Source organism: Streptomyces sp. NBC_00569 (genome assembly GCF_036345255.1).
Taxonomy (GTDB): domain Bacteria; phylum Actinomycetota; class Actinomycetes; order Streptomycetales; family Streptomycetaceae; genus Streptomyces.
The window spans coordinates 1,422,008-1,447,711 of sequence record NZ_CP107783.1 but is presented as its reverse complement, the minus strand read 5'-3'; the positions used below and the strand labels follow the sequence as shown (position 1 = coordinate 1,447,711).

General features: G+C 71.7%; 25 protein-coding genes and 1 pseudogene. 16 read left to right on the top strand and 10 right to left on the bottom strand.

The genetic code is table 11. From position 1 onward, the window contains the following. The first annotated feature begins 2 nt into the window (after nt 1-2). From OHO83_RS06780 to OHO83_RS06770, 3 genes are read left to right on the top strand one after another with little or no spacing between them, the layout of a single operon-like run. Entirely contained in the window at nt 3-998 is a 996-nt protein-coding gene (locus tag OHO83_RS06780; RefSeq protein ID WP_329432513.1) for an aldo/keto reductase, read from the top strand. Further along, the gene (locus tag OHO83_RS06775) at nt 995-1,306 is read left to right on the top strand and encodes an L-rhamnose mutarotase (RefSeq protein ID WP_266677875.1); all 312 of its coding nucleotides are present in this window, start codon (nt 995-997) and stop codon (nt 1,304-1,306) included. The genes OHO83_RS06780 and OHO83_RS06775 overlap by 4 nt, the downstream gene beginning before the upstream one ends. Next, nucleotides 1,306-2,151, top strand: a complete 846-nt coding sequence (locus tag OHO83_RS06770; protein ID WP_330278878.1) for an amidohydrolase family protein — start codon at nt 1,306-1,308, stop codon at nt 2,149-2,151. Before OHO83_RS06775 ends, OHO83_RS06770 begins: the two co-directional genes overlap by 1 nt. Here OHO83_RS06770 and OHO83_RS06765 read toward each other — a convergent pair. Then, nucleotides 2,139-3,569, bottom strand: coding sequence for a lipase maturation factor family protein (locus tag OHO83_RS06765; RefSeq protein WP_330278877.1), 1,431 nt, complete (start codon nt 3,567-3,569; stop codon nt 2,139-2,141). The two genes, OHO83_RS06770 and OHO83_RS06765, sit on opposite strands and share 13 nt — an antisense overlap. A 144-nt stretch (nt 3,570-3,713) precedes the next feature. Between OHO83_RS06765 and OHO83_RS06760 the strand changes: the two genes are divergently transcribed. The 3 genes from OHO83_RS06760 to OHO83_RS06750 all read left to right on the top strand — a co-directional run bounded on the left by OHO83_RS06760 (nt 3,714) and on the right by OHO83_RS06750 (nt 7,961). Then, a complete protein-coding gene (locus tag OHO83_RS06760) occupies nt 3,714-4,799 on the top strand; it encodes a DUF6777 domain-containing protein (RefSeq protein ID WP_330278876.1) in 1,086 nt (361 codons plus the stop codon). 146 nt (nt 4,800-4,945) lie between these two features. Then, nucleotides 4,946-7,042, top strand: a complete 2,097-nt coding sequence (locus OHO83_RS06755; protein ID WP_329432508.1) for a SpoIIE family protein phosphatase — start codon at nt 4,946-4,948, stop codon at nt 7,040-7,042. A gap of 58 nt (nt 7,043-7,100) precedes the next feature. Further along, complete coding sequence (locus tag OHO83_RS06750) at nt 7,101-7,961, top strand: Fpg/Nei family DNA glycosylase (protein ID WP_330278875.1); 861 nt, start codon at nt 7,101-7,103, stop codon at nt 7,959-7,961. 45 nt (nt 7,962-8,006) lie between these two features. Here the strand turns inward: OHO83_RS06750 and OHO83_RS06745 are convergent, their stop codons facing one another. Next, a complete protein-coding gene (locus OHO83_RS06745; protein WP_330278874.1) occupies nt 8,007-8,657 on the bottom strand; it encodes a zf-HC2 domain-containing protein in 651 nt (216 codons plus the stop codon). Between the two features lie 137 nt (nt 8,658-8,794). Here OHO83_RS06745 and OHO83_RS06740 point away from each other — a divergent pair, with 137 nt between their 5' ends. The 4 genes from OHO83_RS06740 to OHO83_RS06725 all read left to right on the top strand — a co-directional run bounded on the left by OHO83_RS06740 (nt 8,795) and on the right by OHO83_RS06725 (nt 12,734). After that, on the top strand, nt 8,795-9,544 hold the full coding sequence (locus OHO83_RS06740; RefSeq protein ID WP_266677884.1) for a LytR/AlgR family response regulator transcription factor: 750 nt from the start codon (nt 8,795-8,797) through the stop codon (nt 9,542-9,544). Nucleotides 9,545-9,658: 114 nt separating this feature from the next. Then, complete coding sequence (locus OHO83_RS06735) at nt 9,659-10,006, top strand: hypothetical protein (RefSeq protein ID WP_116506061.1); 348 nt, start codon at nt 9,659-9,661, stop codon at nt 10,004-10,006. Continuing rightward, the gene (locus OHO83_RS06730; protein WP_329432505.1) at nt 10,003-11,538 is read left to right on the top strand and encodes a sodium/solute symporter; all 1,536 of its coding nucleotides are present in this window, start codon (nt 10,003-10,005) and stop codon (nt 11,536-11,538) included. The genes OHO83_RS06735 and OHO83_RS06730 overlap by 4 nt, the downstream gene beginning before the upstream one ends. Then, a complete protein-coding gene (locus tag OHO83_RS06725) occupies nt 11,535-12,734 on the top strand; it encodes a sensor histidine kinase (RefSeq protein ID WP_266677888.1) in 1,200 nt (399 codons plus the stop codon). Before OHO83_RS06730 ends, OHO83_RS06725 begins: the two co-directional genes overlap by 4 nt. 23 nt (nt 12,735-12,757) lie before the next feature. Here the strand turns inward: OHO83_RS06725 and OHO83_RS06720 are convergent, their stop codons facing one another. Then, a complete protein-coding gene (locus OHO83_RS06720; RefSeq protein ID WP_266677890.1) occupies nt 12,758-13,276 on the bottom strand; it encodes a hypothetical protein in 519 nt (172 codons plus the stop codon). A gap of 145 nt (nt 13,277-13,421) precedes the next feature. Then, complete coding sequence (locus OHO83_RS06715; RefSeq protein WP_266677892.1) at nt 13,422-13,976, bottom strand: sigma-70 family RNA polymerase sigma factor; 555 nt, start codon at nt 13,974-13,976, stop codon at nt 13,422-13,424. A gap of 225 nt (nt 13,977-14,201) precedes the next feature. On the opposite strand from OHO83_RS06715, the gene OHO83_RS06710 reads away from it, so the two are divergent. Continuing rightward, nucleotides 14,202-15,443 (top strand): CapA family protein, encoded by a 1,242-nt coding sequence (locus OHO83_RS06710; protein ID WP_330278873.1) that lies wholly within the window; start codon nt 14,202-14,204, stop codon nt 15,441-15,443. Nucleotides 15,444-15,461: 18 nt separating this feature from the next. On the opposite strand, the gene OHO83_RS06705 is transcribed toward OHO83_RS06710, so the two are convergent. After that, nucleotides 15,462-16,901: an amino acid permease gene (locus OHO83_RS06705; RefSeq protein ID WP_330280722.1), complete on the bottom strand. Its 1,440-nt coding sequence runs from the start codon at nt 16,899-16,901 to the stop codon at nt 15,462-15,464. A 110-nt stretch (nt 16,902-17,011) separates the two neighbouring features. Next, nucleotides 17,012-17,473: a universal stress protein gene (locus OHO83_RS06700; protein ID WP_266677896.1), complete on the bottom strand. Its 462-nt coding sequence runs from the start codon at nt 17,471-17,473 to the stop codon at nt 17,012-17,014. A gap of 158 nt (nt 17,474-17,631) precedes the next feature. On the opposite strand from OHO83_RS06700, the pseudogene OHO83_RS06695 reads away from it, so the two are divergent. Beyond that, nucleotides 17,632-18,463: pseudogene (locus OHO83_RS06695) on the top strand (polysaccharide deacetylase family protein). 21 nt (nt 18,464-18,484) lie between these two features. Here OHO83_RS06695 and OHO83_RS06690 read toward each other — a convergent pair. Together OHO83_RS06690 and OHO83_RS06685 are read right to left on the bottom strand one after the other, a co-directional pair. Further along, nucleotides 18,485-19,144, bottom strand: a complete 660-nt coding sequence (locus tag OHO83_RS06690; protein WP_266677898.1) for a class F sortase — start codon at nt 19,142-19,144, stop codon at nt 18,485-18,487. 277 nt (nt 19,145-19,421) lie between these two features. Further along, nucleotides 19,422-19,667, bottom strand: coding sequence for a hypothetical protein (locus tag OHO83_RS06685; RefSeq protein ID WP_266677899.1), 246 nt, complete (start codon nt 19,665-19,667; stop codon nt 19,422-19,424). Nucleotides 19,668-19,732: 65 nt separating this feature from the next. Between OHO83_RS06685 and OHO83_RS06680 the strand changes: the two genes are divergently transcribed. After that, on the top strand, nt 19,733-19,945 hold the full coding sequence (locus tag OHO83_RS06680) for a DNA-binding protein (protein ID WP_330278872.1): 213 nt from the start codon (nt 19,733-19,735) through the stop codon (nt 19,943-19,945). Between the two features lie 27 nt (nt 19,946-19,972). Here the strand turns inward: OHO83_RS06680 and OHO83_RS06675 are convergent, their stop codons facing one another. Both OHO83_RS06675 and OHO83_RS06670 read right to left on the bottom strand, forming a co-directional pair. Continuing rightward, nucleotides 19,973-20,737, bottom strand: coding sequence for a bestrophin-like domain (locus OHO83_RS06675; RefSeq protein WP_206302000.1), 765 nt, complete (start codon nt 20,735-20,737; stop codon nt 19,973-19,975). Between the two features lie 16 nt (nt 20,738-20,753). Next, nucleotides 20,754-21,284 carry a hypothetical protein gene (locus OHO83_RS06670; protein ID WP_330278871.1) on the bottom strand — a complete coding sequence of 177 codons (531 nt, stop codon included), beginning with the start codon at nt 21,282-21,284 and terminating at the stop codon, nt 20,754-20,756. A 262-nt stretch (nt 21,285-21,546) separates the two neighbouring features. Between OHO83_RS06670 and OHO83_RS06665 the strand changes: the two genes are divergently transcribed. From OHO83_RS06665 to OHO83_RS06655, 3 genes are all read left to right on the top strand, one after another. Continuing rightward, the gene (locus OHO83_RS06665) at nt 21,547-22,488 is read left to right on the top strand and encodes an SCO0930 family lipoprotein (protein WP_330278870.1); all 942 of its coding nucleotides are present in this window, start codon (nt 21,547-21,549) and stop codon (nt 22,486-22,488) included. Nucleotides 22,489-22,743: 255 nt separating this feature from the next. Continuing rightward, nucleotides 22,744-23,556 (top strand): SAM-dependent methyltransferase, encoded by an 813-nt coding sequence (locus OHO83_RS06660; RefSeq protein WP_266677902.1) that lies wholly within the window; start codon nt 22,744-22,746, stop codon nt 23,554-23,556. Further along, nucleotides 23,553-25,697, top strand: a complete 2,145-nt coding sequence (locus OHO83_RS06655) for a putative bifunctional diguanylate cyclase/phosphodiesterase (RefSeq protein ID WP_266677903.1) — start codon at nt 23,553-23,555, stop codon at nt 25,695-25,697. The genes OHO83_RS06660 and OHO83_RS06655 overlap by 4 nt, the downstream gene beginning before the upstream one ends. Nucleotides 25,698-25,704 lie beyond the last annotated feature (7 nt).

Sequence of the window (25,704 nt, the reverse complement as noted above, 5' to 3'; positions counted from 1 at the left end):
CGATGCGCACCCGCACCCTGGGCCGCAGCGGCGTCGACGTCACCGAGCTGTCCTTCGGCGCCGCCGGGATCGGCAACCTGTACGCGCCCGTCACCGACGAGGAGGCCCGGGCCGCCGTCGACGCGGCCTGGGACGCGGGCATCCGCTACTTCGACACGGCCCCGCACTACGGCATCGGCCTGTCCGAGCGGCGCCTCGGCGAGGCGCTCGCGGCCCGGGACCGGTCGGCGTACACCGTCTCCACCAAGGCGGGACGCCTCCTCGTACCGGCCGGGGAGGGCGGGGGCGACGACCTGGAGAACGGGTTCGCCGTGCCCGCCACGCACCGCCGCGTCTGGGACTTCAGCGCGGACGGAGTGCGCCGTTCCCTGGAGGACAGCCTGACGCGGCTCGGCCTCGACCGCGTCGACGTCGTCTACCTGCACGACCCGGACGACCACGGCGAGCAGGCGTTCCGCGAGGCCTACCCGGCGCTTGAGCGGCTGCGCGCCGAAGGCGTCGTCGGGGCGATCGGTGCCGGCATGAACCAGGCCGCCATGCTCACCCGGTTCGTCCGCGACACCGATGTGGACGCCGTCCTGTGCGCGGGCCGCTACACCCTCCTCGACCAGGGGGCGCTGACGGAACTGCTGCCCGAGGCGCAGGCGCGCGGCACCTCGGTCGTCGTCGGCGGGGTGTTCAACTCCGGCCTCCTCGCCGACCCGCGGCCCGGCGCGACGTACGACTACGCGGTGGCGCCCCGCGAAGTCCTCGACCGTGCCTACCGGTTGAAGGACATGGCGCAGCGGCACGGCATCACCCTGCGGGCGGCCGCACTCGCCTTCCCGTTCGGTCATCCGGCGGTGGCGAGCGTCCTGGTCGGCACCCGCTCGCCGCGCGAAGTCCGTGACACCGCGGAGCAGTTCACCGTCGCCGTACCGGCCGCGTTCTGGAAGGACGCCCGCGCCGGTGGACTCCTGGCCGACGGCGTCCCCGTACCCGGAGAGGAGCAGGCGTGAGGATCGCCCTGCACACCACAGTCCGCGCCGACCGCGTCGAGGCCTATGAGGCCGCCCACCGCGAGGTCCCGGCCGAACTCCGGCGGGCCATCCGAGCGGCCGGTGCCACGTCGTGGACCATCTGGCGCAGCGGAACCGACCTGTTCCACGTCCTGGAGTGCGAGGACTACGCCCGCATGCTCGCCGAGCTCGACAAGCTGCCGGTGAACATCGCCTGGCAGGCCCGGATGGCCGAACTCCTCGACGTCGTCCACGACTACTCGGCCGACGGAGCCGACGCCGGCCTGCCCGTCGTCTGGGAGCTGTGATGCCCGCGATCGTCGACGCGCACCATCACGTCTGGGACCTCTCCGTGCGCGATCAGGACTGGATCGCCGGTGAGGAACTCGCCCCGATCCGGCGGGACTTCACGCTGGACGACCTGACGCCCCTGGCGCGCAGGTCCGGTGTCACGGCCACCGTCCTCGTGCAGACCGTCACCGTCGAGGAGGAGACTCCGGAGTTCCTGGCCCTCGCGCACGACTGCGAACTCGTGGCCGGGGTGGTCGGCTGGGCCGACCTCACGCGCCCGGACATCGGTGACACCCTGGCCCGGCTCGCCGAACTCCCGGGCGGGCGTCACCTGAAGGGCATCCGCCACCAGGTCCAGGGGGAGTCCGACCCCCAGTGGCTGCTGCGGCCCGACGTGCGCCGGGGCCTCGAGGCCGTCGCCGACGCCGGTCTCGTCTACGACCTGGTGGTCCTGCCGCACCAGCTGCCCGCCTGCGCGGCGGCGGCCGCCGCCCTGCCCGGCCTCACCTTCGTCCTCGACCACTGCGGCAAGCCGCCCGTCGCGTCGGGCGTCACCGAGCCGTGGACCGACGACGTGCGCGCGCTGGCGGCCCTCCCCAACACGGTCTGCAAACTCTCCGGCCTGGTCACCGAGGCCGACTGGGAGACCTGGACGCCGGGCCTGCTGCGACCGTACGCCGATACGGTCCTGCAGGCGTTCGGGCCCGACCGCCTGATGTTCGGCTCGGACTGGCCGGTGTGCAATCTGGCTGCGACCTACGAGCAGGTCGTGGAAGCGGCGCGGGAGCTGACCGGATCGCTGACCACCCCTGAGCGAGACGCGGTCTTCGGCGGCACGGCGACCCGCGTCTATCGGCTCTGAATCCGGGAGGCGGCAAGCCGCGTCGGCAACAGGAACTCGCGTACGTACGTCCGCTCCCAGCAGGCCCCCGTCGCCCGCAGCTCACGCCACGTGGTGAAGCGATAGCGGTAGAGGCGGGCCCGGACGTACGTGGGCGGGGTGTCGGCGGGGAACGGGGAGTGGCGCAGGAGCCGCAGTGTGTCACGGTCGCCGGTCAGGAGGCGCTCCACCAGGCCTCCGAACCAGGACTCCGCGTACATGGGGGAGAGCGCGGCGAACCACATCAACCAGTCGAGCCGCAGATGGTAGGGGGCGAACTGGCGTGGCCAGCGCCCCGGATCGCCCGGTTTGCCCCTGAACTCGTAGACCAGCCAAGGGGATTCCTCGCGGGGCACCGGGTCGGCCGTGCCCTCGATGACGATCTCGTGCCGGATGCGCCCGACGGCACCGAAGGCGCCGTACGCGTTGACGAGGTGCAGGGAGTCGTAGGAGCGGTTCATGGACTGGCGGCGGGACAGCAGGTTGCGTGCCGGGTGGTAGCTCAGCGCGACGACGAGTGCGGTGACGGCGATGACCACGCACGCGTACCAGAGCGGGGCGGCGGCCAGGTGCGGCGGCTCGCGCAGCAGGGAGAAGTCCACCGCCGTCACGGCGAGCAGGATCGTCAGCCAGTTCAGCCACGAGAAGTTGCCGGACAGGACCAGCCACAGCTGGGTGAGGATCATCAGGCAGGCCGCGCACGTCGCGATCGGCTGCGGGGTGAACAGGAGCACGGGCACGACGAGTTGGGTCACGTGGTTGGCCCCGGCCTCGACGCGGTGCAGGGGGCGCGGGAGCCGGTGGAAGAACCAGCTCAGCGGGCCCGGCATCGGCTGGGTCTCATGGTGGTAGTAGAGGCACGTCAGCTTCCGCCAGCACTCGTCGCCGCGCATCTTGATCATGCCCGCGCCGAACTCGAGGCGGAAGAGGACCCAGCGCAGGAGCAGCAGGACGAGCAGCGGTGGCGCCACCCGTTCGTTGCCGAGGAAGACGGCGAGGAAGCCGACCTCCAGCAGGAGTGACTCCCAGCCGAACGCGTACCAGGTCTGCCCGACGTTCACGATCGACAGATAGAGCACCCATGGCACCACCCACAGCGCCATGGCTGCCCACAGGGGCACCCGGTCGGCGAGGCCCGCGACGAGCGCGGCCGACACCGCGGCCCCGCCCCAGGCGACGCCCGCGAAGAACCGGTCCGAGTAGTACGCCCTGAACAGCGTCGGCGCCAGCCGCCACGGCATCTGGGCCAGATAGCGCGGAACCGGCAGCATCCCGCGCTCGCCGATCAGCGCCCGGAACTGCAGAGCCGCCCCGACGAAGGCCACGAGGTACAGCGCCGCCAGACCGCGCTGGAAGATCAGGCGGCCGAGCCAGTACCCGGGCGAGCTGAACCACTCCACCCCTCCAGTGTGACGGAGGGTGAGCGCAATGCGCGTGCGGGGATCGCGGTGCGTTTGCGAGATGCCTGTTTTCGCCGCAAATAATGGCGCAAAGTGCCCACATGTAGGCGGGAGACCACGGTGCGCTCACCCACCAGGACCTTTGTGACTGCCTGTGCGATATCCGCGGCGCTCGTGGTCGCCGGATGCTCGGGGAACAGCGGCGACACCGCGTCGGCCGGCAACGGGGAGCTCTTCCTCCTGCCCGTGGCCGAGACGGGCCCCGACCCGTTCACCGACTCCACCGCCAAGTCCACCGAGACCCCCGCGCCCGTCACCCGAACGCCGCAGCCGCCGTCACCGAGCGGCACCGCCTCCGCGACCGCGCAGGGCATGCGCCCCGTCGACGGCGCGACACCCGGCCTCTACGGCGGCACGCAGTCCGCCGGAAGCTGCGACGTCGAGAAGCAGGTCGCCTTCCTCACCTCGGACCCGACCAAGGAGCGCGCCTTCGCCGACGCCGAAGGCATCTCCGCGGCCTCCGTACCCGGCTTCCTGCGGGGTCTCACGCCCGTCGTCCTGCGGGCCGACACCCGCGTCACCAACCACGGCTACCGCTCCGGAGAGGCGACGGGCTTCCAGTCCGTGCTCCAGGCCGGCACGGCCGTCCTCGTCGACGACCGGGGGATGCCACGGGTGCGGTGCGCGTGCGGCAACCCGCTGAGCCCGCCCGTCGCGTTCAAGGGGACGCCGAACACCCAGGGGCAGCAGTGGTCCGGTTACCGGCCCACGCAGGTCGTGGTCGTCACGCCGGCCCCGAAGCCCGTCACGAACCTCGTCATCGTGAACGTCACCGACAACACATGGATCGAGCGGAAGGTCGGGGACGACGGGCAGCACGACAAGCGCGTTCCGCCGCCCCCGATGCCGAAGCCCCACCCCTCCGACAGCTCGGACAGCTCCGCGTCGCCCTCGACGTCGCCCCCGCCGTCGTCCACGTCGCCGAGCCCGAGCAGCAGCACCGGCCCGCCGTCGTCACAGCCGCCCTCCTCGGAGGAGTCGGCGCCCGCCTCCGAACCCGCGAGCCCTCCGACCAGCGCGCCCGGCGACGCCGGCACCCCCACGGACTCGCCTCCCGGCGACGGATCCAGCGACCTCGGCCCGGACACCGTCCCCGACAGCCCGGACCTGCCCGACGGCAACGGCCTCATCCCCGACGTGCCGTCCGCCACGAACGTCGTCGACAGCTGACGGACCCCGGCCCGGCGGAGCGCGCCGGCGGCCGCCGCACCGACGGCCACCGGCGCGCTCCGGGGTGCGTCCGGGCCCGCCCGGGCCCGTCCGGAGTACGCCCTGCCCCGCATGCGAGTGATTCGCGCTGCGCCTAGCGTGGCCCCATGGAAGCCGCCGGCACGGGGGGCGGGGAGCCGATCGACTGCACGCACTGCGGCAGGGCGACAGGGGGCGACGCCTGCTGCTTCCTCGCCGAGTTCGGGGACCACCTGGGCATCGGCAGCTTCGACTGGGACCTCGACACCGGCCAAATGCACATGGACGCCAAGGCCCACGACATCTTCGACGTACGCCCGGACGAGTACGACGGGCGTCCCGAGTCGCTCGACATCCGCGTCCCCCCGACCGAGTCCACCCGCCTCGACGAAATCGTCTCCACGGCCCTCAAGAGCAGCGACGAGAACTACGGCGCCTACTTCCGCATCAAATGCCGCGACGGCAGGATGCGCTGGACCCACACCCAGGGCTACATCAGGCGCGACGACGCCGGCCGCCCGCGCCGCATCATCGGCATCGTCCGCGACGCCACCCAGGAACTCAGCGACAGCACGGCCCGCCGAGAACAGGACGCCCTGCGCCGCCGCCAGACCAGCGTCGTCCAGGGCACCACCGCCGCCCTCGCGCACGCCCGCACCGTCCAGGACGTCATCGACGTCCTCAAGGACAGCCACGGCCTCCAGCACCTCGGCGCCACCAGCCTCGTCATGGGCCTCGTCAGGGCCGGCCGCATCCACCTGGTCGCCGACGGCCCCGAGGGCAGCTTCGTGCCCGGCACCAAGGTCACGCGGATCGACGAGCCGTACCCCATGGGCGACGTCGTGCGCACCCTCGCGCCCCGCTTCATCGATTCCCCCGACGACTTCGCCCGGTCCTACCCGCTGCTGTGGCCGCACATCACCCAGCTCGAGATCACCGCCGCGGCCTACCTGCCGCTCATCGCCCAGGCCCGCCCCATCGGCGCGCTCGGCCTGCTCTACACCGACAAGCAGGGCTTCACCGAAGAGGAGCGCAACGTCCTGGTCGCCCTCGGCAGCAGCATCGCCCAGAGCCTCCAGCGCGCGATGTTCTACGAGCAGGAGAAGGACCTCGCCCAGGGCCTCCAGCAGGCCATGCTGCCCCGCACCATCCCCGCGGTCTCCGGCGCCGACATCGCCGTCCGCTACCGCTCGGCCGCCCTCGGCCGCGACATCGGAGGCGACTGGTACGACGTGATCCCGCTGCCCGGCGGACGCGTCGGCGCCGTCATCGGCGACGTCCAGGGACACGACACCCACGCCGCCGCCGTCATGGGACAGCTGCGCATCGTGCTGCGCGCGTACGCCGCCGAGGGGCACACGCCCGCCACCGTCATGGCCCGCGCCTCCGTCTTCCTCCACGAACTCGACACCGAGCGGTTCGCGACCTGCCTGTACGCGGAGGCCGACCTGTCGACCGGGGTCGTCCAGCTCGTGCGCGCCGGACATCTGGACCCGCTGCTGCGCCTCACCGACGGGACCTGCCGCAGACTGCCCGTCGACGGCGGCCTGCCCCTCGGCCTCTCCGCCGAGTTCGGCCGGCTCGAATACCCGGTCGGGACCGTCGAACTCGACCCGGGCCAGACACTGCTCCTGTGCACCGACGGCCTCGTCGAGCAGCCGGGCACCGACCTCGACGACGGACTCCAGGCCCTGACGACCCTCGTCGGCACCGGCCCCCACGACCTCGGCGACCTCGGCGACCTGCTGTGCGAGAGCGTCGACGAACGCGGCGGTGACGACGACGTCGCCCTGCTCCTGCTGCGCCGCCGCGGCATCGGCCAGCCCCAGTCGGGCGGCCGCCTCCAGCAGCACGTCGCGCCGAACGACCCCGAGGCCCTCAGAGAGGCCCGGCACATGATCAGGGCCGCCGTCCGGGCCTGGGGCGCGGGCGGACGGGCGGACGAGATCGAGCTCGTCGCCGACGAGATGATCACCAACGCGCTGATGCACACCGACGGCCCCGCCGTCGTCACCCTCCGCGTGATCACCGCGTCCGACCGCAGACTGCGCGTGGACGTCGAGGACACCTCCAGCGCGCTCCCGCGCCGGCGCGAGGCGGGCGAGGACGGCGTCTCGGGGCGCGGCCTGCTCCTCGTGGACCGGCTCGCGGACGTGTGGGGCGTGGAGGCGCGGGGGAGCGGCAAGTGCGTGTGGTGCGAGTTCGTGGTGCCGGCCAGGGACTGACCCAAGGCGCGGTGACGGCTCACCTGGCGCTGTCGGTGCCCGGTGGCACTCTGGACGTATGCCGGAACTACCCGAGGTCGAAGCGCTGACGGACTTCCTCACCGAGCATCTGGTGGGGCACGAGATCGTCCGCGTGCTGCCCGTCGCCGTGAGCGTCCTGAAGACGTACGACCCGCCGCCCGCCGCCCTGGAGGGCCGCACGGTCACGGGCGTGACTCGGCACGGCAAGTTCCTCGACCTCGACGCGGACGGGCTGCACCTCGTCACGCACCTCGCCCGCGCAGGCTGGCTCCACTGGAAGGACCGGCTCCCCGACGGCCCGCCGCGCCCCGGCAGGGGACCGCTCGCCCTGCGCGTCGCCCTGGAGGACGGGGAGGGCTTCGACCTCACCGAGGCGGGCACCCAGAAGAGCCTCGCGGTGTACGTCGTCCACGACCCGGCCGATGTCCCCGGCATCGCGAGACTCGGCCCCGACCCGCTCGACGACGGCTTCGACGAGGCGCGCTTCACCGCCCTCCTGGACGGCGAGCGGCGGCAGATCAAGGGGGCGCTGCGCGACCAGAGCCTCATCGCGGGCATCGGGAACGCGTACAGCGACGAGATCCTGCACGCCGCGAGGATGTCCCCCTTCAAGCTCGCGTCGAGCCTGACCGCCGACGACGTGTCCGTCCTCTACAAGGCCCTGCGCGACACGCTGACCGAGGCCGTCGAGCGCTCCCGCGGCGTCGCGGCCGGGCGGCTCAAGGCCGAGAAGAAGAGCGGGCTGCGGGTGCACGGCAGAGCGGGCGAGAAGTGCCCGGTGTGCGGCGACACGATCCGTGAGGTGTCCTTCCACGACTCGTCGCTCCAGTACTGCGCGACCTGCCAGACGGGCGGCAAGCCGCTCGCGGACCGAAGGATGTCGAAGCTCCTGAAGTGACCGCCCTTGGGGACACTGCCCAAGTCGGTTGCCAGGAAAGGGTGTTCAGCCCATAGGGATGGTCACCAGGCGCGTTCCGTCCGTGGTCCGCACCTCGAAGCGGGCGATCTCCTGAGGGTGGAGCGCCACCGCGCTCTGCGTCGTGGTCGCCGCGGTGTCATGGGCCCGCGCGGCCCAGGTCGTCACCGTCTGCCGTGAACCGTCCTTTCCGACGGCCACCAGCTCGCACACGCGGGGCCCGCGCGCGTCACGGACCTCGATCCCCACAGCGGTACCCCACTCGCGGCCGGACGCCGTCACCGACGCCGACACCCCGGTCCGTGCGTCCCGCGCGTCCAGGCGCACGGCTCCGTCGCCGGAACCGCCCAGGACCACGACACCCGGCCCCGCCACGGCGAGCACGACCGCCGCCGCCACCGCGCACAGCCACCGCCTGCGACCCGCCCGGCGCACCCGCTCCATCCGCGACACCAGCTCGTCCAGGAGCACGGGACCGGCCTCGGCCACGGTCTCCACGGCGGGCGGCGTCGCCCGCGCGTACAGCGCCAGCGCCGCCGTCGTGGAACCGAACTCCCCGACCCGCGCCACGCACCGGGGACACTCCCCGAGATGGTCCTCGAAGCGGAACCGGTCCGCCTCGTCGAGGACGCCCAGCGCGTAGGCGCCGACGTCGCGATGCCGATCCAGGGACCTCATGCCGTTCCTCGCGTCGTACGTGTCCGACCTCTGAACGGACGGTTTGCCGCTCGCCCTCCCGTACGCAACCGGCCGCCGAATCACTCAAGTCCCACCAGGATTGGCCACCAAGGGACAAGCACCTACACTCCAGCCGCATGCTGCGCGTACTGGCCGTGGACGACGAGGAACCCGCACTCGCCGAGCTGCTCTACCTGTTGCGGGCCGACCCGCGGGTGCGCGCGGCCGAGGGCGCCACCGACGCGAACGAGGCACTGCGCCGCATCGGCCGCGCCCTGGACGCGGGAGGCGACGACGCCAACGCCATCGACGTGCTCTTCCTCGACATCCAGATGGCCGGGCTCACGGGCCTCGACGTGGCACGGCTCCTCGGCGGGTTCGCCAAACCACCGATGATCGTCTTCGTCACCGCCCACGAGGACTTCGCTGTGCAGGCCTTCGACCTGAAGGCCGTCGACTACGTCCTCAAGCCCGTACGCAGGGAGCGCCTCGCGGAGGCCGTGCGGCGCGTCGCCGAACAGGCCGCCGTCGCCAGGCCCGCAGTGGACCTCTCCGCCGACCGGATCCCCGTCGAACTCGGCGGCGTCACCCGCCTCGTGGCCGTCGCCGACATCGCGTACGCAGAGGCCCAGGGCGACTACGCGCGCCTGCACACCGCTGACGCCAGCCACCTCGTGCGCATACCGCTGACCACCCTGGAGGAGCGCTGGCAGCCGTACGGGTTCGTCCGGATCCACCGCAGCCATCTCGTCGCCCTGCACCGCATCGACGAACTCCGCCTCGACGGCGGAGGCATGAGCGTGCGGATAGGCGACGCCGAACTCGCCGTGAGCCGCCGCCACGCGAGCCGTGTGCGCGAACTGCTCATGCGGCGCGCGGGCGGCTGACCGGAAACCGCGTGACCTGGGCCGATACCCGTCGACCCCTTCCGCTTGCCCCGCACCCCCGCCTACACTCCGGCCGTGTCCGCCAGCGCTGAGCCCGCACCCCGCCGCGAGGTCGTGACCGGCGAGCCGCGCGCGGTGCGCCGGCTTCCCGGCCACCCCACCCAGTGGGAGATCGACGAACAGACGACGCTGGGCGCGGCCTACGTCCGCTCCCTGATGCGCAGCCAACTCCGTACCGGACTCACCGCGTTCGCCGTCCTCGCCCTGCCCGTGGTGACCCTGCCCCTCTTCTTCGGCGCCCTGCGCAACACCACCGTCGTCTGGATCGTCCTCGGCTTCGGCTGCTACCCGGTCCTCGTCCTCATCGCCTGGTGGTACGTACGCCGGGCCGAGCGCAACGAACGCGACTTCGCACGCCTTGTGCACGGCCGGGCCGTCCGCGACCGCCACGGGGCGCCGTGAACGAGGCATACGCGATATCCGCCGTGACCGTGGTCGTCCTGGCCACGGTCCTCATCGGCGGTTTCGGCCTGCGCATCTCCCGCACCACCTCCGACTTCTACGTCGCCTCACGCACCGTGGGCCCCGGCCTCAACGCCGCCGCGATCAGCGGCGAGTACCTGTCCGCGGCCTCCTTCCTCGGCGTCGCCGGACTGCTGCTCGTGCACGGCCCCGACATGCTCTGGTACCCCGTCGGGTACACCGCCGGATACCTCGTCCTGCTCGTGTTCGTCGCGGCCCCGCTGCGCCGCTCCGGCGCCTACACGCTGCCCGACTTCGCCGAGGGGCGCCTGGAGTCCCGCAGCGTCCGCAGGGTCGTCAGCATGCTCGTCGTCGGCGCGGGCTGGCTCTACCTCGTGCCCCAACTCCAGGGCGCGGGGCTCACCTTGCAGATCCTCACGGGCGCGCCGCGCTGGTTCGGCGGGGCGCTCGTCGCGGCCGTCGTCGTCCTCGCGGTCGCCGCGGGCGGCATGCGCTCCATCACCTTCGTACAGGCCTTCCAGTACTGGCTGAAGCTGACCGCGCTGCTCGTACCCGCGTTCTTCCTGGTCCTCGCCTGGCACGGCGACGGCGGCGCCCCGCCGTCCGCCGACGGCCTGCCCTGGTCCGGCGCGGGCTCCGGGCAGCCGCTCGCCACCAGCCGCGCGGACCACCCGCTGTACGCGACGTACGGCCTCATCGTCGCCACGTTCCTCGGCACGATGGGCCTGCCGCACGTCGTCGTCCGCTTCTACACGAGCCCGAACGGCCGCGCGGCCCGCCGCACCACGGTCGCCGTGCTCGCCCTCATCGGGCTCTTCTACTGCCTGCCACCGGTCTACGGCTGGCTCGGCAGCCTGTACGCACCCGAACTGAGCGCCACCCAGGACGCCGACGCCGCCGTCCTCCTCCTGCCGGGGCGGGCCGTCGGCGGGCTCGGCGGGGACCTGCTCGGGGCGCTCGTGGCGGGCGGCGCCTTCGCCGCCTTCCTGTCGACCGCCTCCGGCCTGACGATGGCCGTCGCCGGCGTGCTCAGCCAGGACGTTCTGCCTGCCCGCGGAGTACGGCACTTCCGCCTGGCGACACTCCTCGCGATGACCGTGCCGCTGGGCGGGGCGCTGCTGGTCAACGGGGTGCCGGTGGCGGACGCCGTAGGGATGGCGTTCGCGGTGTCGGCGTCCTCGTTCTGCCCGCTGCTCGTCCTCGGCATCTGGTGGCGCCGGCTCACCCCGCCCGGCGCGCGAGCCGGGCTGCTCCTCGGCGGCGGCTCCGCGCTCGTCGCGGTCACCCTGACCGTCGCCGGCGTCGCACGAGGCGGCTGGCTGCACACGCTCCTCGCCTGGCCCGCCGTGTGGTCGGTGCCGGTCGGCTTCCTCGCCATGATCCTCGTGTCGCTCGCCACCCAGGACTCCGTACCGCCGCACACCAGCGCCACGATGACGCGACTGCACCTGCCGGAGTCCCTCAGCGCGCGCGGGACGATCACCACGGGCGAGCCGGGAGCCCGGACGTGACCGCCACCGCCGTGCTCCTCGCCCTGTGCCCCCTCCTCCTCGCGGGAGGCTTCGTCCTCGGCCGGCGCACCGCGCACCCCGGGGGCCGCAGCGACGTGGGCACCCCGGTGGAGCGCGCCACCTTCGACACCCTGCACACCGCCTCGCTCGCCGCGCCGCCGCTGCGGGCCGGACTCACCGAGGAGTCGGCGCGCCGATCGGCCCGCAGACTGCGCACGCTCCTCGGCACCGACGCCCTCTGCCTCACCAACCGCGCCGCCGTCCTCGCCTGGGACGGCGCGGGGGACCAGCACGGCAAGCAGGTCATGGGGCATCTCGAAGGGCTGCTCGACACCGGGCGCAGCGCCGCGTTCGGCTGCGGATGCGGCGCCGTCGACTGCCCGCTGCGCTGGGCCGTGGCCGCCCCGATCGTCACCGACGGACGGGTGCTCGGTGCCCTCGTCGCCTATGCGCCCCGCGAGTCGGCCGTCCTGGCCCGGGCCGCCGACGAGGTCGCCCGGTGGATCTCCGTACAGCTGGAGCTGGCCGAACTCGACCGCTCCCGCACCCGGCTCATCGAAGCGGAGATCAAGGCGCTGCGCGCGCAGATCTCGCCGCACTTCATCTTCAACTCGCTCGCCGCCATCGCCTCGTTCGTCCGCACCGACCCCGAGCGGGCCCGTGAACTCCTCCTGGAGTTCGCCGACTTCATCCGCTACTCGTTCCGCCGCCACGGCGACTTCACCACGCTCGCCGACGAGTTGCACTCCATCGACCAGTATCTGGCCCTGGTCCGGGCCCGGTTCGGCGACCGGCTCTCGGTCACGCTCCAGATCGCGCCCGAGGTCCTGCCGGTGGCGCTGCCCTTCCTGTGCCTCCAGCCCCTCGTCGAGAACGCCGTGAAACACGGCCTGGAGGGTGCCGTCACCCGCAGCCGCATCACGATCGGCGCCCGGGACGCGGGCGCGGAGGCGGAGGTCGTCATCGAGGACGACGGAGTCGGCATGGACCCGGGCGAGCTGCGCGCGATCCTGCGCGGCGAGGGCGGCACCTCGACCGGGATCGGCCTGTCGAACGTCGACGAGCGGCTCAGACAGGTGTTCGGCGACGACTACGGCCTCGTCATCGAGACCGGCACCGGCGCGGGCATGAAGATCACCGTGCGGATCCCCAAGTACCGCGCGGGCGTGCACTCTTCAGGCGTAGAGGTCGAGTAGCGGGCGCAGGGGCACCAGGGGCCTCAGAACAGATGGATCGCCAGATGGCCCAGCGGCAGCCCCAGTTGCCACGCCGGTGTCCACACCTGCGGCCCGTCGTACTCTTCGCCGGGCAGCGGTCCGCGGCCCGGCACGGAGTCCAGATCGGGCGCGAGGAGCTCCGTCTCCTCCAGCCACCGCCACGCCGCCTCGGCCAGTTCGAGGTCCGGCGAAGGTCTGTTCTCATCGAGTGCCTGCGCGGCCAGGCGCGCCATGTGCTCCCGTACCCAGTACTGCCACGGCTGGTCGTATGCCGTCAGCGACAGCCAGGTCTCCAGCTGGGACACGACCCGGATGCCGGACAGCTCGCCGTCCGTGTCCGACAGGAAGATCGTCAGTGCGAGTGCGTCGCGCCCGGCCCGGAACTCGAAGGACGTGGGCGGCATCAGATCACCGGTGCGCAACAGCTCATCGGCGATGTACTCGGCGTACAACCACGCCATCGGCACCGTCAGTTCGCCGCCGCCGGCGCCCGATGTGCCTTCCTTGCTCCCGTGCAACATCCCTTCCTGCCTTCCTCCGGTCCGTGCGCTCCGCCGGCCCCCGGGCCCTCGCGTCCGACCGGGCAGGGGAGGACAGCCGATTACTCAATCGAGGACCGGGGCACCGGGCAAGGCGCTTTACGGAGGCTTGACCTGCCGTCCGGTTTCAATGCGGGCCGGCCGTGTTCGCCTCATAGCCCGGGAGCACCCTGCGCAGTGCGCGCAGCGCGTAGTACGCGCGGGACTTCACGGTACCGGGTGGTATCCCGAGCGCCGCGGCCGCCTCGGCCACGGAGGCGCCCCGGAAGTACACGTGGAGGAGCACCGCCCGGTGCTCCGGGCTGAGCGTTGCCACGGCCTCGCGGACATCGAGCGCGGCCGCCGAGCGCTCCGCGTGGTCGGCGCAGACCCGCGCGCTCTCCAGGACCGTGCCGCCGATCTCCGGGGGCCTGGCGAGCCGTGCGCGCCGGGCGTCTATGGCGAGCCTGCGGCCGACGGTGAACAGCCACGGCCGCACGGACTCGTAGTCGGCGCGCAGCGCCTCCGGATGCTGCCAGGCGCGTACGAACGTCTCCTGGACCAGGTCTTCCGCCCGCTGCCGGTCGCCGTCGCACAGTCGCAGGAGGAAGGAGAGAAGCGGCCTGCCGTGCTCGCGCTGGAGCTCGGCCAGCACATGTTCTGCCGTGTGGTCGGGTCCTTCGGTCTTCATGGCGGTCGTCATGGCCGTATGGCAGCGCAGCGCGCTGCTCACGCCCAGAGCGAGGGCAGCGGTGTGCGACGGGCGGTCGATGCGGTCGGCGAACGGTGCGGTGAACGGGGCCGACTGCCGCGGAACGTGACGCCGTTCCGGGGACCGCGGCGGTATGGATCCTTGACTCGGCCTGATGCCCGTACGTCTATGCCTATGTCGAAAATCACCTTATTCACCGAATCGGGAGCTTGATCGATGTCGCACCGCAGACGTGGCACAAGGCACACGGGACACAGCCGGCGCACGCAGCGCACACGGCACGCACGGCAGGGCACGGCGATCCTGGCCGCCGCCCTGATCGCGGCGGGCGCGGGCTGCTCCGCGCCCGAGAGCGGCACACGCCGCGCGGCCCCCCACGACACCGGCGCCCCGGCCCCGTCGGCCGTCGGCGGTGCCACGGACGGGCAGCGCGGCTTCACGCTGGTCGCCTCCGGTGACGTACTGCCTCACGCGTCGATCATCAAGCAGGCGAAGACCGACGCGAGCGGCGACGGCTACGACTTCGCGCCGATGCTGTCCGCCGTGCAGCCGGTGATCTCCAAGGCGGACCTGGCGATCTGCCACATGGAGACGGTCTACGGCGCGGGCGGCCACTACACCGGCTCCCCGACCTTCAAGTCCCCGCCCGAGGTCGCCAAGGGGCTGCGCGACACGGGCTACGACGCCTGTTCCACGGCCTCGAACCACGCTCTCGACGACGGCGTCGCCGGCATCGACCGCACTCTCGACGCCATGGATCGCGTGGGCATCAGCCACACGGGCTCGGCCCGCAGCGCCGCCGAGGGCAGCGGCCCCGCGTGGCTGCGCGCCGGTGGCGCCAAGGTCGCCCACCTCGCGTACACATACGACACGAACGGCCTCCCGCTGCCCAAAGGGCGCCCGTGGGCCGTGAATATGATCGACCGTCAGAAGATCGTCGACGACGCGCGGGCGGCCCGGAAGGCGGGCGCGGACGTGGTCGTCCTCTCCCTGAACTGGGGCGCTGAGTGGCAGGAGGAGCCGGACGAGGACCAGCTGCGGCTCGGCGACGAGCTCACCGCGTCGCGCACGGACGGCCGCCCCGACATCGACCTGATCCTCGGCACGCACGCGCACGTCCCGCAGGCGTACGAGAAGGTCAACGGCACCTGGGTGGTCTACGGACTGGGCGACCAGATCGCCGGCGAGATGGTCAACGGCGACGGCGCCCAGGACGCGCGTGGCAACGAGGGCACCATCGGCCGTTTCACCTTCGCGCCGCCGGAGCGGTCCGGCGACCGCTGGGAGGTGCGCAGGGCCGAGTTCATCCCGCAGTGGTTCAACCTCGGTTCGGGCCGCGTGATCAACGTCAGCCAGTCCATCCACGACGGCCTCGGCCTGACGGACGTCCGCGACCGGATCAGTCAGGCCGTCCTCAGCCGCGGTGCGGCCAAGGACGGCCTGACGATGGGCCGGTAGGCGATGGGCCGGTAGCGGTCAGGACTTCGCCGGCGGGTCCGTCCTCGCCAGCTCCGACCTCTTGTACGAGTAGCCGAAGTAGATGACGAGCCCGACGGCGAACCACACGGCGAACCGGATCCAGGTCTGCCACTGCAGGAAGGTGATGAGCCAGATGGAGAAGACGACCCCGAGCGCGGGCACGAACGGCATGGCGGGCGTACGGAACGTACGGGGCAGGTCAGGCTGCTTGTAACGCAGCACGATCACCGCGATGCACACCACCACGAACGCCAGCAGGATGCCGATGTTGGTCAGCTCGGCGGCCTCCCCGATCGGCAGGAACCCGGCGATGACGGCCGACGCGCACCCGACGATCCACGTCACGCGCGTCGGTACGTGCCGGGTCGGGTGGGTCTTCGCGAACCACTTGGGCAGCAGTCCGTCGCGGCTCATCGCAAACCACACGCGGGTGACACCCAGCATGAAGGTGAACATCACCGTGAGGATGCCGATGATCGCGCCGGCCGCGATGACGTCGGCGAGACCGCTGAGGCCCACCGACTTGAACGCCGTCGAGAAGCCGCTCTCCGGGTCGATGTCCTTGTAGTTCTGCATGCCGGTCAGGACCAGGCAGGCCAGCACGTACAGGACCATCGAGATGGCGAGGGAGTAGAGGATCGCCTTCGGCATGTGGCGCTGCGCGTCCTTGGACTCCTCGGCGGCCGTCGACATGGCGTCGTACCCGAAGACCGCGAAGAAGACGGTGGCCGCGCCGGTGAACGCGCCACCGACGCCGAACGGGAAGAACGGCGTGTAGTTGCCCGTGTCGATGTGGAAGAAGCCCACGCCGATGACCAGCAGCACGACCAGGACCTTCAGGACCACGACGACGGTCTCGAAGCGCGCCGCGTTCCTGATGCCGAGCGTCAGCAGATACGCGATGAGCAGGCACAGCAGCGCGGCGAACAGGTCGACCTTGTGGCCGTCGCCCGTGCCCGGCGCGCCCAGCATCCAGTGCGGCAGGTCGAGCCCCGTCTCGCCGAGCAGGAAGCTGAAGTAGCCCGAGATGCCGATGGCGACGACCGCGACGATCGCCGTGTACTCCAGGAGCAGGTCCCAGCCGATGAACCAGCCGACCAGCTCGCCGAGGACCGCGTACCCGTACGTGTAGGCGGACCCGGCCTTCGGGATGAGGCCGGCGAACTCCGCGTAGGACAGCGCGGCGCACGCGCTCGCGACACCCGCGATGAGGAACGAGAGCAGGACCGCGGGCCCCGCCGTGCCGTTGGCGACCGTGCCGGCGAGAGTGAAGATGCCGGCGCCGATGATGCCGCCGACGCCGATCGCGGTGAGCTGCCACAGGCCGAGGGAGCGGGTGAGCTGCTGCGCGCCGCCGCCCTCGGTCTCCTCTATCTGTTCGATGGGTTTGCGGCGCAGTACGCCCTGTCCCATCCGAAGTCCTCTGAGACCGGCCATGGGCTCCACCTCTTCGCGGACGGCGATCGGCTGACGGTCGATCATGATGGCCCAGCCTCGGCGGTTGAGGAAGAACGCACGCTCCACGGAGTGTGAGGGTTCGGGGGTGGTTACGGGACCACGGTGACGGGCCAGCGCCCGGCCTTCACCAGCCGGATCGCGACCGACCCGACGATGCGGTGTCCCGCCTGCTCGGACGCGCCGACGACCACGGCGTCCGCCTTGAGTTCGTCGGCGGCGGTGACCAGGCCGTTGTACGGATCGCCGCGGAAGGTGTGGAACTCCCAGCGCACCTCGTATATGTCCTTCACCCGCTCCGCCGCCTCCCTGATCTCGGCGATCAGACCCTCGGCGATCTCGTCCGTGGTGTCGGCCACGGGGACGCCGAGCGCGGCGCCGGCGGCCATGACGGGCTGGATGTAGACGACGGCGAGGAGAGCGCGCTGACGGCGCGCGAGGCCCCCGGCATAGGACGCGGCGCGCAGCGAGGAGTCGGAGCCGTCCACTCCGACCACGATCACCTTGGGGCCGTCCGTACCGCGTTCGAACTGGTGTGGCTGCTGTGCGTTCACAGCGGTGAGGCTAGCGGAAACCCCAGGTCCCGCAGGCGCGGGGGGCGAGCCTTTCCGTACGGGCCCGCCTCGGGCGTTGCTGGACCCATCGGGTGCTTTCGGGAGACGGCCCGGCGTTGGATTGCGGCCCGCGATCTTCGCCGTGCGACGCATTAGTCATGAAACCGGATCAGAACAATTCGGGGCGGCGGGCCCTGTTGCGCGGCGCAGCGCTCCTCGGCCTCGGCGCCGTCGCCGGCTGCACCGGCCGCGCCGCGGCCCCCAGCCGTCCCGCCGCCCCCGCCGCGGGCCCGCGGGCCGCGAAGGCGATGAGGCCGTCCACGTACCGTCTCCAGCCCCTGGCCCGATACGGCCCGCCGCTCGCGGCGCCCACCCGGCTGCCGGTACGGCGCGCCCCGATCCTGCGGATGGACACCCCTGACGCGAGCATGGTCCTCACCTTCGACGACGGACCCGACCCGCTCTACACCCCGCACATCCTGCAGACGCTGCGTGAGCACGACGTCCGCGCCATGTTCTTCGTCTGCGGGGAACAGGTCGAGTGGAACAAGGACCTGCTGCGCGAGATGACCGACGACGGGCACGTCGTCGGCAACCACACCTGGACGCACCCCCTCCTGACGAGCATGTCGCGCTCGGCGATGGGTTCCGAGACCGCTCGGACCTGAGAGATCATCGACGACACGATCGGTGAGCCGCCCGCCTGGTTCCGCGCGCCGTACGGCGCCTGGAACCGCAACACGTTCCGCATCGGCGCCGAGCTCGGCATGGAACTCCTCGCGTGGACCGTCGACACCAACGACTGGGCGGAGCCGGGTACCCGCGCCATCGTCCGGGCGGTCCGGGCCGCGGGCGGCCCCCGGCGTGGTCGTCCTCAGCCATGACGCGGGCGGCAACCGCTCCCAGAGTGTCGCCGCCCTGCGCACCTGTCTGCAGGAACTCCTCGACTCGGGCTACCGCATCACGGTGCCCAGGCGCCGGGGAGCCTGAGCCGGGCTTTCGCCCGCCGGGTCAGCGCACCTCGACCAGGCGGGCGAAGACGACGACATTCCCGTCGTAGCCGTTCTGCTCGGAGAATCCGCCGCCGCATGTGATCACCCTCAGCTCGGGTGCTCCCGTACTGCCGTAGACGCGATTGCTCGGGAAATTCGCCTTTTCGAAGACCTCGATTCCGTAGATCTCGAACACGGCGGTCTTGCCGTCCTTGCGCACGACCTGGACGCGATTTCCCTTTTTGAGCGAGCCGAGGCCGTAGAAGACCGCGGGCCCTTGCTGGTTGTCGACATGGCCGACGATGACAGCGGTGCCCTTCTCACCCGGAGCCACGCCCCCGGTGAACCAGCCCGCGAGATTGGGGTCCTCCGGCGGCGGGGCGTCCACCCAGCCGTCCGGATCGACCCCCACGGGCATGACCGGGGCATTCACCTGGATCGCCGGAATCTGCACCCGGTCCACCGCGGAGAACGGCAACGGCTTCGGCGCCTTCGCGCCGGGGCTGGACGAGGCGCGATCCGCTGCCGCCGCCGAAGCGGGCTGCGGGGGACCGAGATCGAACTCCCCCGATCCATTGCGGATCAGCGCGAGTCCGGTGAGCAGAACCAGCGCGATCACGCCCCACGGCGCGCGCTTTCGCTGCTGACCGTCCTCGTCGGCCGGCTGGGACGAAGACATTCGTTCACCCCTCTCGACGCGGCGGCGGGACCGCGACAGTTGCGCTTACGAAAACGCTAAGCGCGGCGCAAGCGGAGGGCGACAGCGCAGGAGCGAACGGGTGGCGGCCAGGAATGCGGCGCGCCATACGAGTCCATGTCGTCAGGAATTCCTGACAGTCCGTGACCTGCGGCAATATCAGCTCGTACGGAATTCCGCCGGCGATGCCGGCATCGCCGGGCACGGACCCGGACGGCCGCGATCCACGTAGGGCGAACGGGGCGACGGTGTGCGCCGGTCAGGCGACAGGTGACGGCTCGTCGGGTCCCATCGTGTGCCACACGTGCGGGCCCGCCCCGCGCCATTCGACCAGATGGGGGTCGTCGAGCGTCATGTCGGACTCGCCGAGCCCCGCCGAGCGCAGCAGTCGGATCAGGTCCCGATCGCTGTGCGCGAGCCCGACGGCCCGCCCCCGCACGGTGACGTGCCGCCCGCCCTCGGGTGCGGGAGGGTGTACGACGATAGGGGAGTGCCAGGCAGTCATGGCACCAGAGTGCGGCGCCGGGGCCGCGGGCGCAGCCCGCGCCCCACCGGGAGAGGCAGGCAGTGATGACGGACGGCACGGCATCCACCGGTTTTCCGCGCGGGATCGGCGCTCCGGCGCTGCGTGCGCTGAACGGGGCCGGATACACGGAACTCGCCCAGCTCGCGGACGTGCCCGTGAACGAGCTGAAGGCGCTGCACGGGATGGGTCTCAAGGCGCTGCGGGTCCTCGGCGAGGCACTGGCCGAGCGGGGGCTGGCGCTGGGCGGGCCGCGCTGACCCGGAGGTGAGCGCGGCCCGCCGGTCTCACCCCCCGGCGTGCGGGAACAGCATGAGGAACGGTTCCACCGTGGCCGCGACCCCGCGGCTGTAGGGCGCGTCGAGGTCCCAGACCAGGAAGAGCAGGAACGCGATCAGCGCCGAGAAGAGCCCGGCGAGGATCAGTTCGCGTGCCGTCCGGCGGATCTGGAGCGCGAAGACCATGCCGATCGTGACGAGCCCTCCCGTGATGAGGCCGAACCACACGACGCCCGGCATCGTGGCGCCGGTGGAGTCCGCGCGCGCGTTGCGGGCGTCGTCCGCGGCGGTGATCTGGTCGAGCAGCGGCTGGTAGGCCTGCGCCTCGAAGTCCGTCTTCGGCTGGTAGTCGGTGACGTCGTGGCGCACCTTGTCGAGGAGCCGGGTGCCCTCGGCGGTGAGATGGCCCTGGTTCTTCATCGTGCGCCACTCGGTGGTGACGACATGGCTGACATACGTGTCGACATCCGCGCGGATGCGGGTCCTGACCTCCGTCGGGTAGACGCGGACGCGTTCATGGACCTCGTGCAGGGCCTGCGCCTCGTTGCGTACGTGGTCCTGGGCGGCGCTGCGGCCCTCCCAGACACCTGCGATGGCGAGGCCCAGGACGATGGCGTACACCACGCCGATCATCATCGTCATGTACTCGATGACGTCCGGGGTCTCGCTCGGGTCGTCGTCGTCACCGATCCTGCGCTGCTGAAGGACGGTCACGGCGAGCACGACCGCGCACGCGGCCACCATCGCGAGGGTGAGAACAAGCCATTCCGACAACGGGACCTCCGGGCGGTCAGCGCGGGCGCAGGGCGGCTACGGCGAGCACCGCGGGCGCGGTGATGAGCAGGGTGAGCGAGACCAGTGACGGCCCGCCGCGCGGCGGAGCCTTGCGGGGCGCGGGGCGGTATTCGGGGTAACTCACGGGGGTCGGCGAGGGCTTGGGGCGCACCGTCGGCTTCGGCGCGGGCGGCGGCGGTGCCTTCACGGGTGGTGGCGGAGGCGGAGGCGGAGGCGGAGGCGGTGGCGGTGGCGGTGGTGGAGGAGGCGGTGGTGGAGGAGGAGGCGGCGGCGGTGGCTTGGGGGCCGGGGGCGGCGCGGGCTTGCGCGGCGGTGGCTTGACGGGGCCCGCCCGGCAGACGACGCCGTCACCGGCGCGGGCAATCGCGTCGCCGCCCTTGCCGATGGAGGCGTACGCGCAGTTGTCGGCCGGGGTCAGCGCGGCCGCCGTGGCGCCGGCCGCGGGCGAGCCCATCAGCCAGGCCAGCGCGAGCACCGCCACCACCCGTGTGACCAGGGTCGACCTGGCCCCTCTGGATCCGTACACGACGGAGATCATGGGCGGCGGGAGGCGCCGCCACGCCCCGGCCGCCGAGGATTGGTCCGAAGGTGGGGAGATGGGGGGCGCCAGGTTTGCCCGCGGTCACCGGAGCGCACGCGTGGCTCGCACCGGACACGTCCCGCGCTCCCTCGCCAGAAAAGAAAATTTCCGGCGCGTTGAACACTTCCGCCGTCACCGCGCGTACCTAGGGCCATGTGCGGCCCCTTCCGGGATCGCACAACACCCAAGCAACCAGCGGGAGTTGGCAATGAACACCTGGCGGAGCGCCTCACTCGTAGCGACAGCTGCGGCCCTGCTGGCGCTGACGACGGCGTGCGGTCAGGACCAGGGCGATCAGTCGCCCAACGGCCAGTCCGTGGGCAACGCCGCCCCGGCGCAGGGCGGTTACGGCAACGGCGACGCGTACGGCTACGGGGACGCGAAGGACGCGGGGGCGACGAAGGCGAAGCCGGCCGGGCAGCTCGCCACGTGGGACAGCAAGAAGCTCGGCCAGGTCCTCACGGACAGCGCGGGCTTCACGATGTACCGCTTCGACAAGGACACCGCGCAGCCGCCCAAGTCGAACTGTGACGAGGCCTGCCTCAAGGCCTGGCCCGTGGTGCCCGCCGACGGCGCCAAGGCCGCGCCCGGCGTCGACCAGTCCCTGCTCGGCGAGGTCACCGCGGCCGACGGCACCAAGCAGCTCACCATCGACGGCTGGCCCATGTACCGGTACGCCATGGACACCAAGCCGGGCGACGCGAAGGGGCAGGGCGTAGGGGGCGTCTGGTACGCCGCCGGGCCCGACGGCAAGAAGGCCAGCCCTGCCGCCGCGCAGCCCGCCGACCTGGCCGGCCTGTCCACACGCAAGGACCCGAAACTCGGCGAGATCGTCGTCGACAAGAACGGGATGACCGTCTACCGGTTCCTCAAGGACTCGGCCTGGCCCATCAAGTCGAACTGTGTCGACACCTGCGCGGAGAACTGGCCGGCCGTCGCGCCCGTGGCGAAGAACGACACCAAGGGCATCCTCAAGAAGGGCTTCATGACGTACAACCGCACTGACGGCGGCAAGCAGCAGACGATCAACTGCTGGCCGATCTACACCTACTCCGGCGACAAGAAGCCCGGCGACACCAATGGGCAGGGCGTGGGCGGCACTTGGTACGCCGCTTCGCCCGAGGGAAAGCCCGTGGGAGCGCCCAAGTAGGCGCACCGCGTAGAGTCTGCGACGGATTTGGCGAATCGCCGGTCTGTTCCCCCCGTGATCACGCGGAGGGAACAGGCCGGTTCTTTTCCGTTGCGACCGAGAGGGTTTCGGGGTGATTTCGGAACATTGCCATTCGGCACTTGCCGGAGGCAGTGACCGAGAACGGACGGTCAATTTCCGTTTTGACTCGCTCCATTGGCGGGCGATCAGTAGCCTCAGCTCGAACACCGGCTCGCCTACGCCTTGGAGACATTGATGGAGCGTCCCGCCTGGGCCCCTCAGGGCATCGACATCTCGGTGCCCAGCGTGTCCCGGATCTACGACTACTACCTGGGCGGTTCGCACAACTTCGAGGTGGACCGGGAGGCGGCCCGAAAGGCGATGGAGTTCATGCCGGGGCTTCCCAAGATCATGCAGGCGAATCGTGCCTTCATGCGCCGGGCGGTGCGTTACGCGGTCCAGGAGGGCGTCACCCAGTTCCTGGACATCGGATCCGGAATCCCCACTTTCGGCAACGTCCACGAGGTGGCCCAGGCGGCCGACTCCGCAGCGCGCGTCGTCTACGTCGACCACGACCCGGTCGCCGTCGCGCACAGCCGGGCCGTCCTCGACGGCAACGACCGCGCGGCCGTCGTGACCGCCGACCTGCGCAAGCCCCGGGACATCCTCGCGGCACCCGAGGTCGGTGAACTCCTCGATCTGGACAAGCCGGTCGCCCTGCTCCTCGTCGCCGTCCTGCACTTCGTCGAGGACACCGACGACCCGCAGGCCGCCGTCGCCGAACTGCGGGACGCCCTCGCGCCCGGCAGCCTCCTGATCGTCACGCACGCCGCGTACGAGGGCATCCCCGTGCCCGCCGCGCGCGCCGCCGGCACGGTCGACGTGTACAAGAACATCCGCAACCCGCTGATCATGCGCTCGCGCGAGGAGATCGCGCGGTTCTTCGAGGGATACGAGATGGTGGAACCCGGACTCGTACAGATGCCCGACTGGCGGCCGGAGAGCGCGCCCGCGGACGAGGATCCATATGCCTTCTCGGGCTGTGCCGGCGTGGGGCGCAAGGCGTGAGCGGCGAACCGGACGGGCCCGAGGACAGACTGAGCAGATTCGCGACCATCTGGAGCCGGGCGATCTTCCCGGTGACGGCGACCTCCCTCACCCGGGTCGAGTTCGAGAAGGAACTCATGCCGCTCGCAAGGCGGTTGCGGGACGCGCTCGGCGAGCGCACCCTGGACGCGCCCGCCGCCCAGGCCGTCGGCGCGGCGCTGATCGGCGTGCACTGCACCGACCCCGAGGCGCTCACCCGCACCCTCGACGTCGTCGACGCCTACCTCGTCCTGTACTGCCGTCCCGACGAGGACCGGCGTGAGGACGAGCTGCGGGCGCGCTGCGCGCGGCTCCAGCACGCCGTCGCCGCCGGCTTCGCCCAGGCCCTGCGCGAGCGGACCCTTGTCGAACAAGAGGCCATCTCCCGGGCGGCCCTGAGCGCGCGCAGCGCGGTCGCCGAGGCCCTGCACGCGAGCGAGGCCCGGTTCCGCGCGGTGTTCCACGGAGCGGCCATCGGCATCGGCATAGCCGACCTCGAAGGCACGGTCCTGGAGGCCAACGACGCGCTCGTGCGCATGTTCGGCGGCGCCGAGAACCTGGTGCGCGGCCGCAACGTCGTCGAGTGGACCCACCCCGAGGACGCCCCGCACGTATGGCGCCTGTACGAGGAGCTGGTGCGCGGCGAGCGCGAGCACTACCGCGTGGAGAAGGCGTTCTACCGCCCCGACGGCACCGCCCTGTGGACGAACCTGACCGTCTCCCTCCTGCGCGACGCCGACGGAGTGCCGCAGTACCAGCTGGCACTGGTGGAAGACACCACCGAACGCCGCCTCCTCAACCTGCGGCTGCGCTACGAGGCCACCCACGACGCGCTCACCGGGCTCCCCAACAGGACGCTGTTCTTCGAGCGACTTGAGAAGGCGCTCGCCGCCGGCGACGGCATGCGTTTCGGCCTGTGCTACCTCGACCTCGACGGCTTCAAGACCATCAACGACAGCCTCGGCCACGCGGCGGGCGACCGGCTCCTCGTCGAGGTCGCCGACCGGCTCCAGGGCTGCGCCACCGCGCCCGGCGAGATGGTGGCGAGGCTCGGCGGCGACGAGTTCGTCGCGCTGACCACCGGCCGTGACACCGCGGCCGAGGTCGACGACCTCGCCGGACGCATCATGCACGCGCTGGCCACGCCCATCCGCATCGACGGACGCGAACTGACCGTGCGCGGCTCCATCGGCATCGTGGAGGGGCCCGCGGCGGGCGAGCGCAGTCCCGCGGAGGTGCTGCGCAGCGCCGACATCACCATGTACCGCGCCAAGTCGGCCGGCGGCAACCGCTACGAACTCGCCGACCCCGAGGCCGACGCGCGTGCCATCACCCGCCACGGCCTCACGACCGCACTGCCCGCGGCCCTGGAGCGCGCCGAGTTCTTCATCGAGTACCAGCCGCTCGTCCACCTCGGCGACGGCAGCGTGCGGGGCGCCGAGGCGCTCGTGCGGTGGCTGCATCCGCAGCACGGCGTGCTCGGGCCCGACCAGTTCATCCCGCTCGCCGAGGACACCGGACTCATCGTGCCGCTCGGGCGCTGGGTCCTGGAGGAGTCCGTCCGCCAGGCCCGGGTCTGGCAGGAGCGTTACGAGGACGCCGGGCCCCTGCGCATCAACGTGAACCTGTCCCCGATGCAGCTCACCCACCCGGGCCTCGTCTCCGACACCGTCGACATCCTGGAGCGCTTCGGACTCGAACCCGGCGCGCTCTGCCTCGAAGTCACCGAGTCCGCCCTGATCGGCGCCGACGACGATCTCCTCAAGCCGTTGCGGCGCCTCGCCGAGATGGGCGTGGACATCGCGCTCGACGACTTCGGCACGGGGTACTCGAACCTCGCGAACCTGCGCCGGCTCCCGGTGAGCGTCCTCAAGCTGGACCGCTCCTTCACGCAGGGCATGCAGCGTTTCCCCGCCGACCCCGTCGACCTGAAGATCGTCGAGGGCATCGTCGCGCTCGCACACAGCCTCGACCTCTCGGTCACCGTGGAGGGCGTGGAGACGGGCGCGCAGGCCGAGCAGCTGCGCCACCTGGGCTGCGACACGGCGCAGGGCTGGTACTACGCCCGCCCTGGCCCGCCGGACCGCCTGCACGAGCTCGCCCTGTGCGACGCGACGGGGTGAGCGCCTG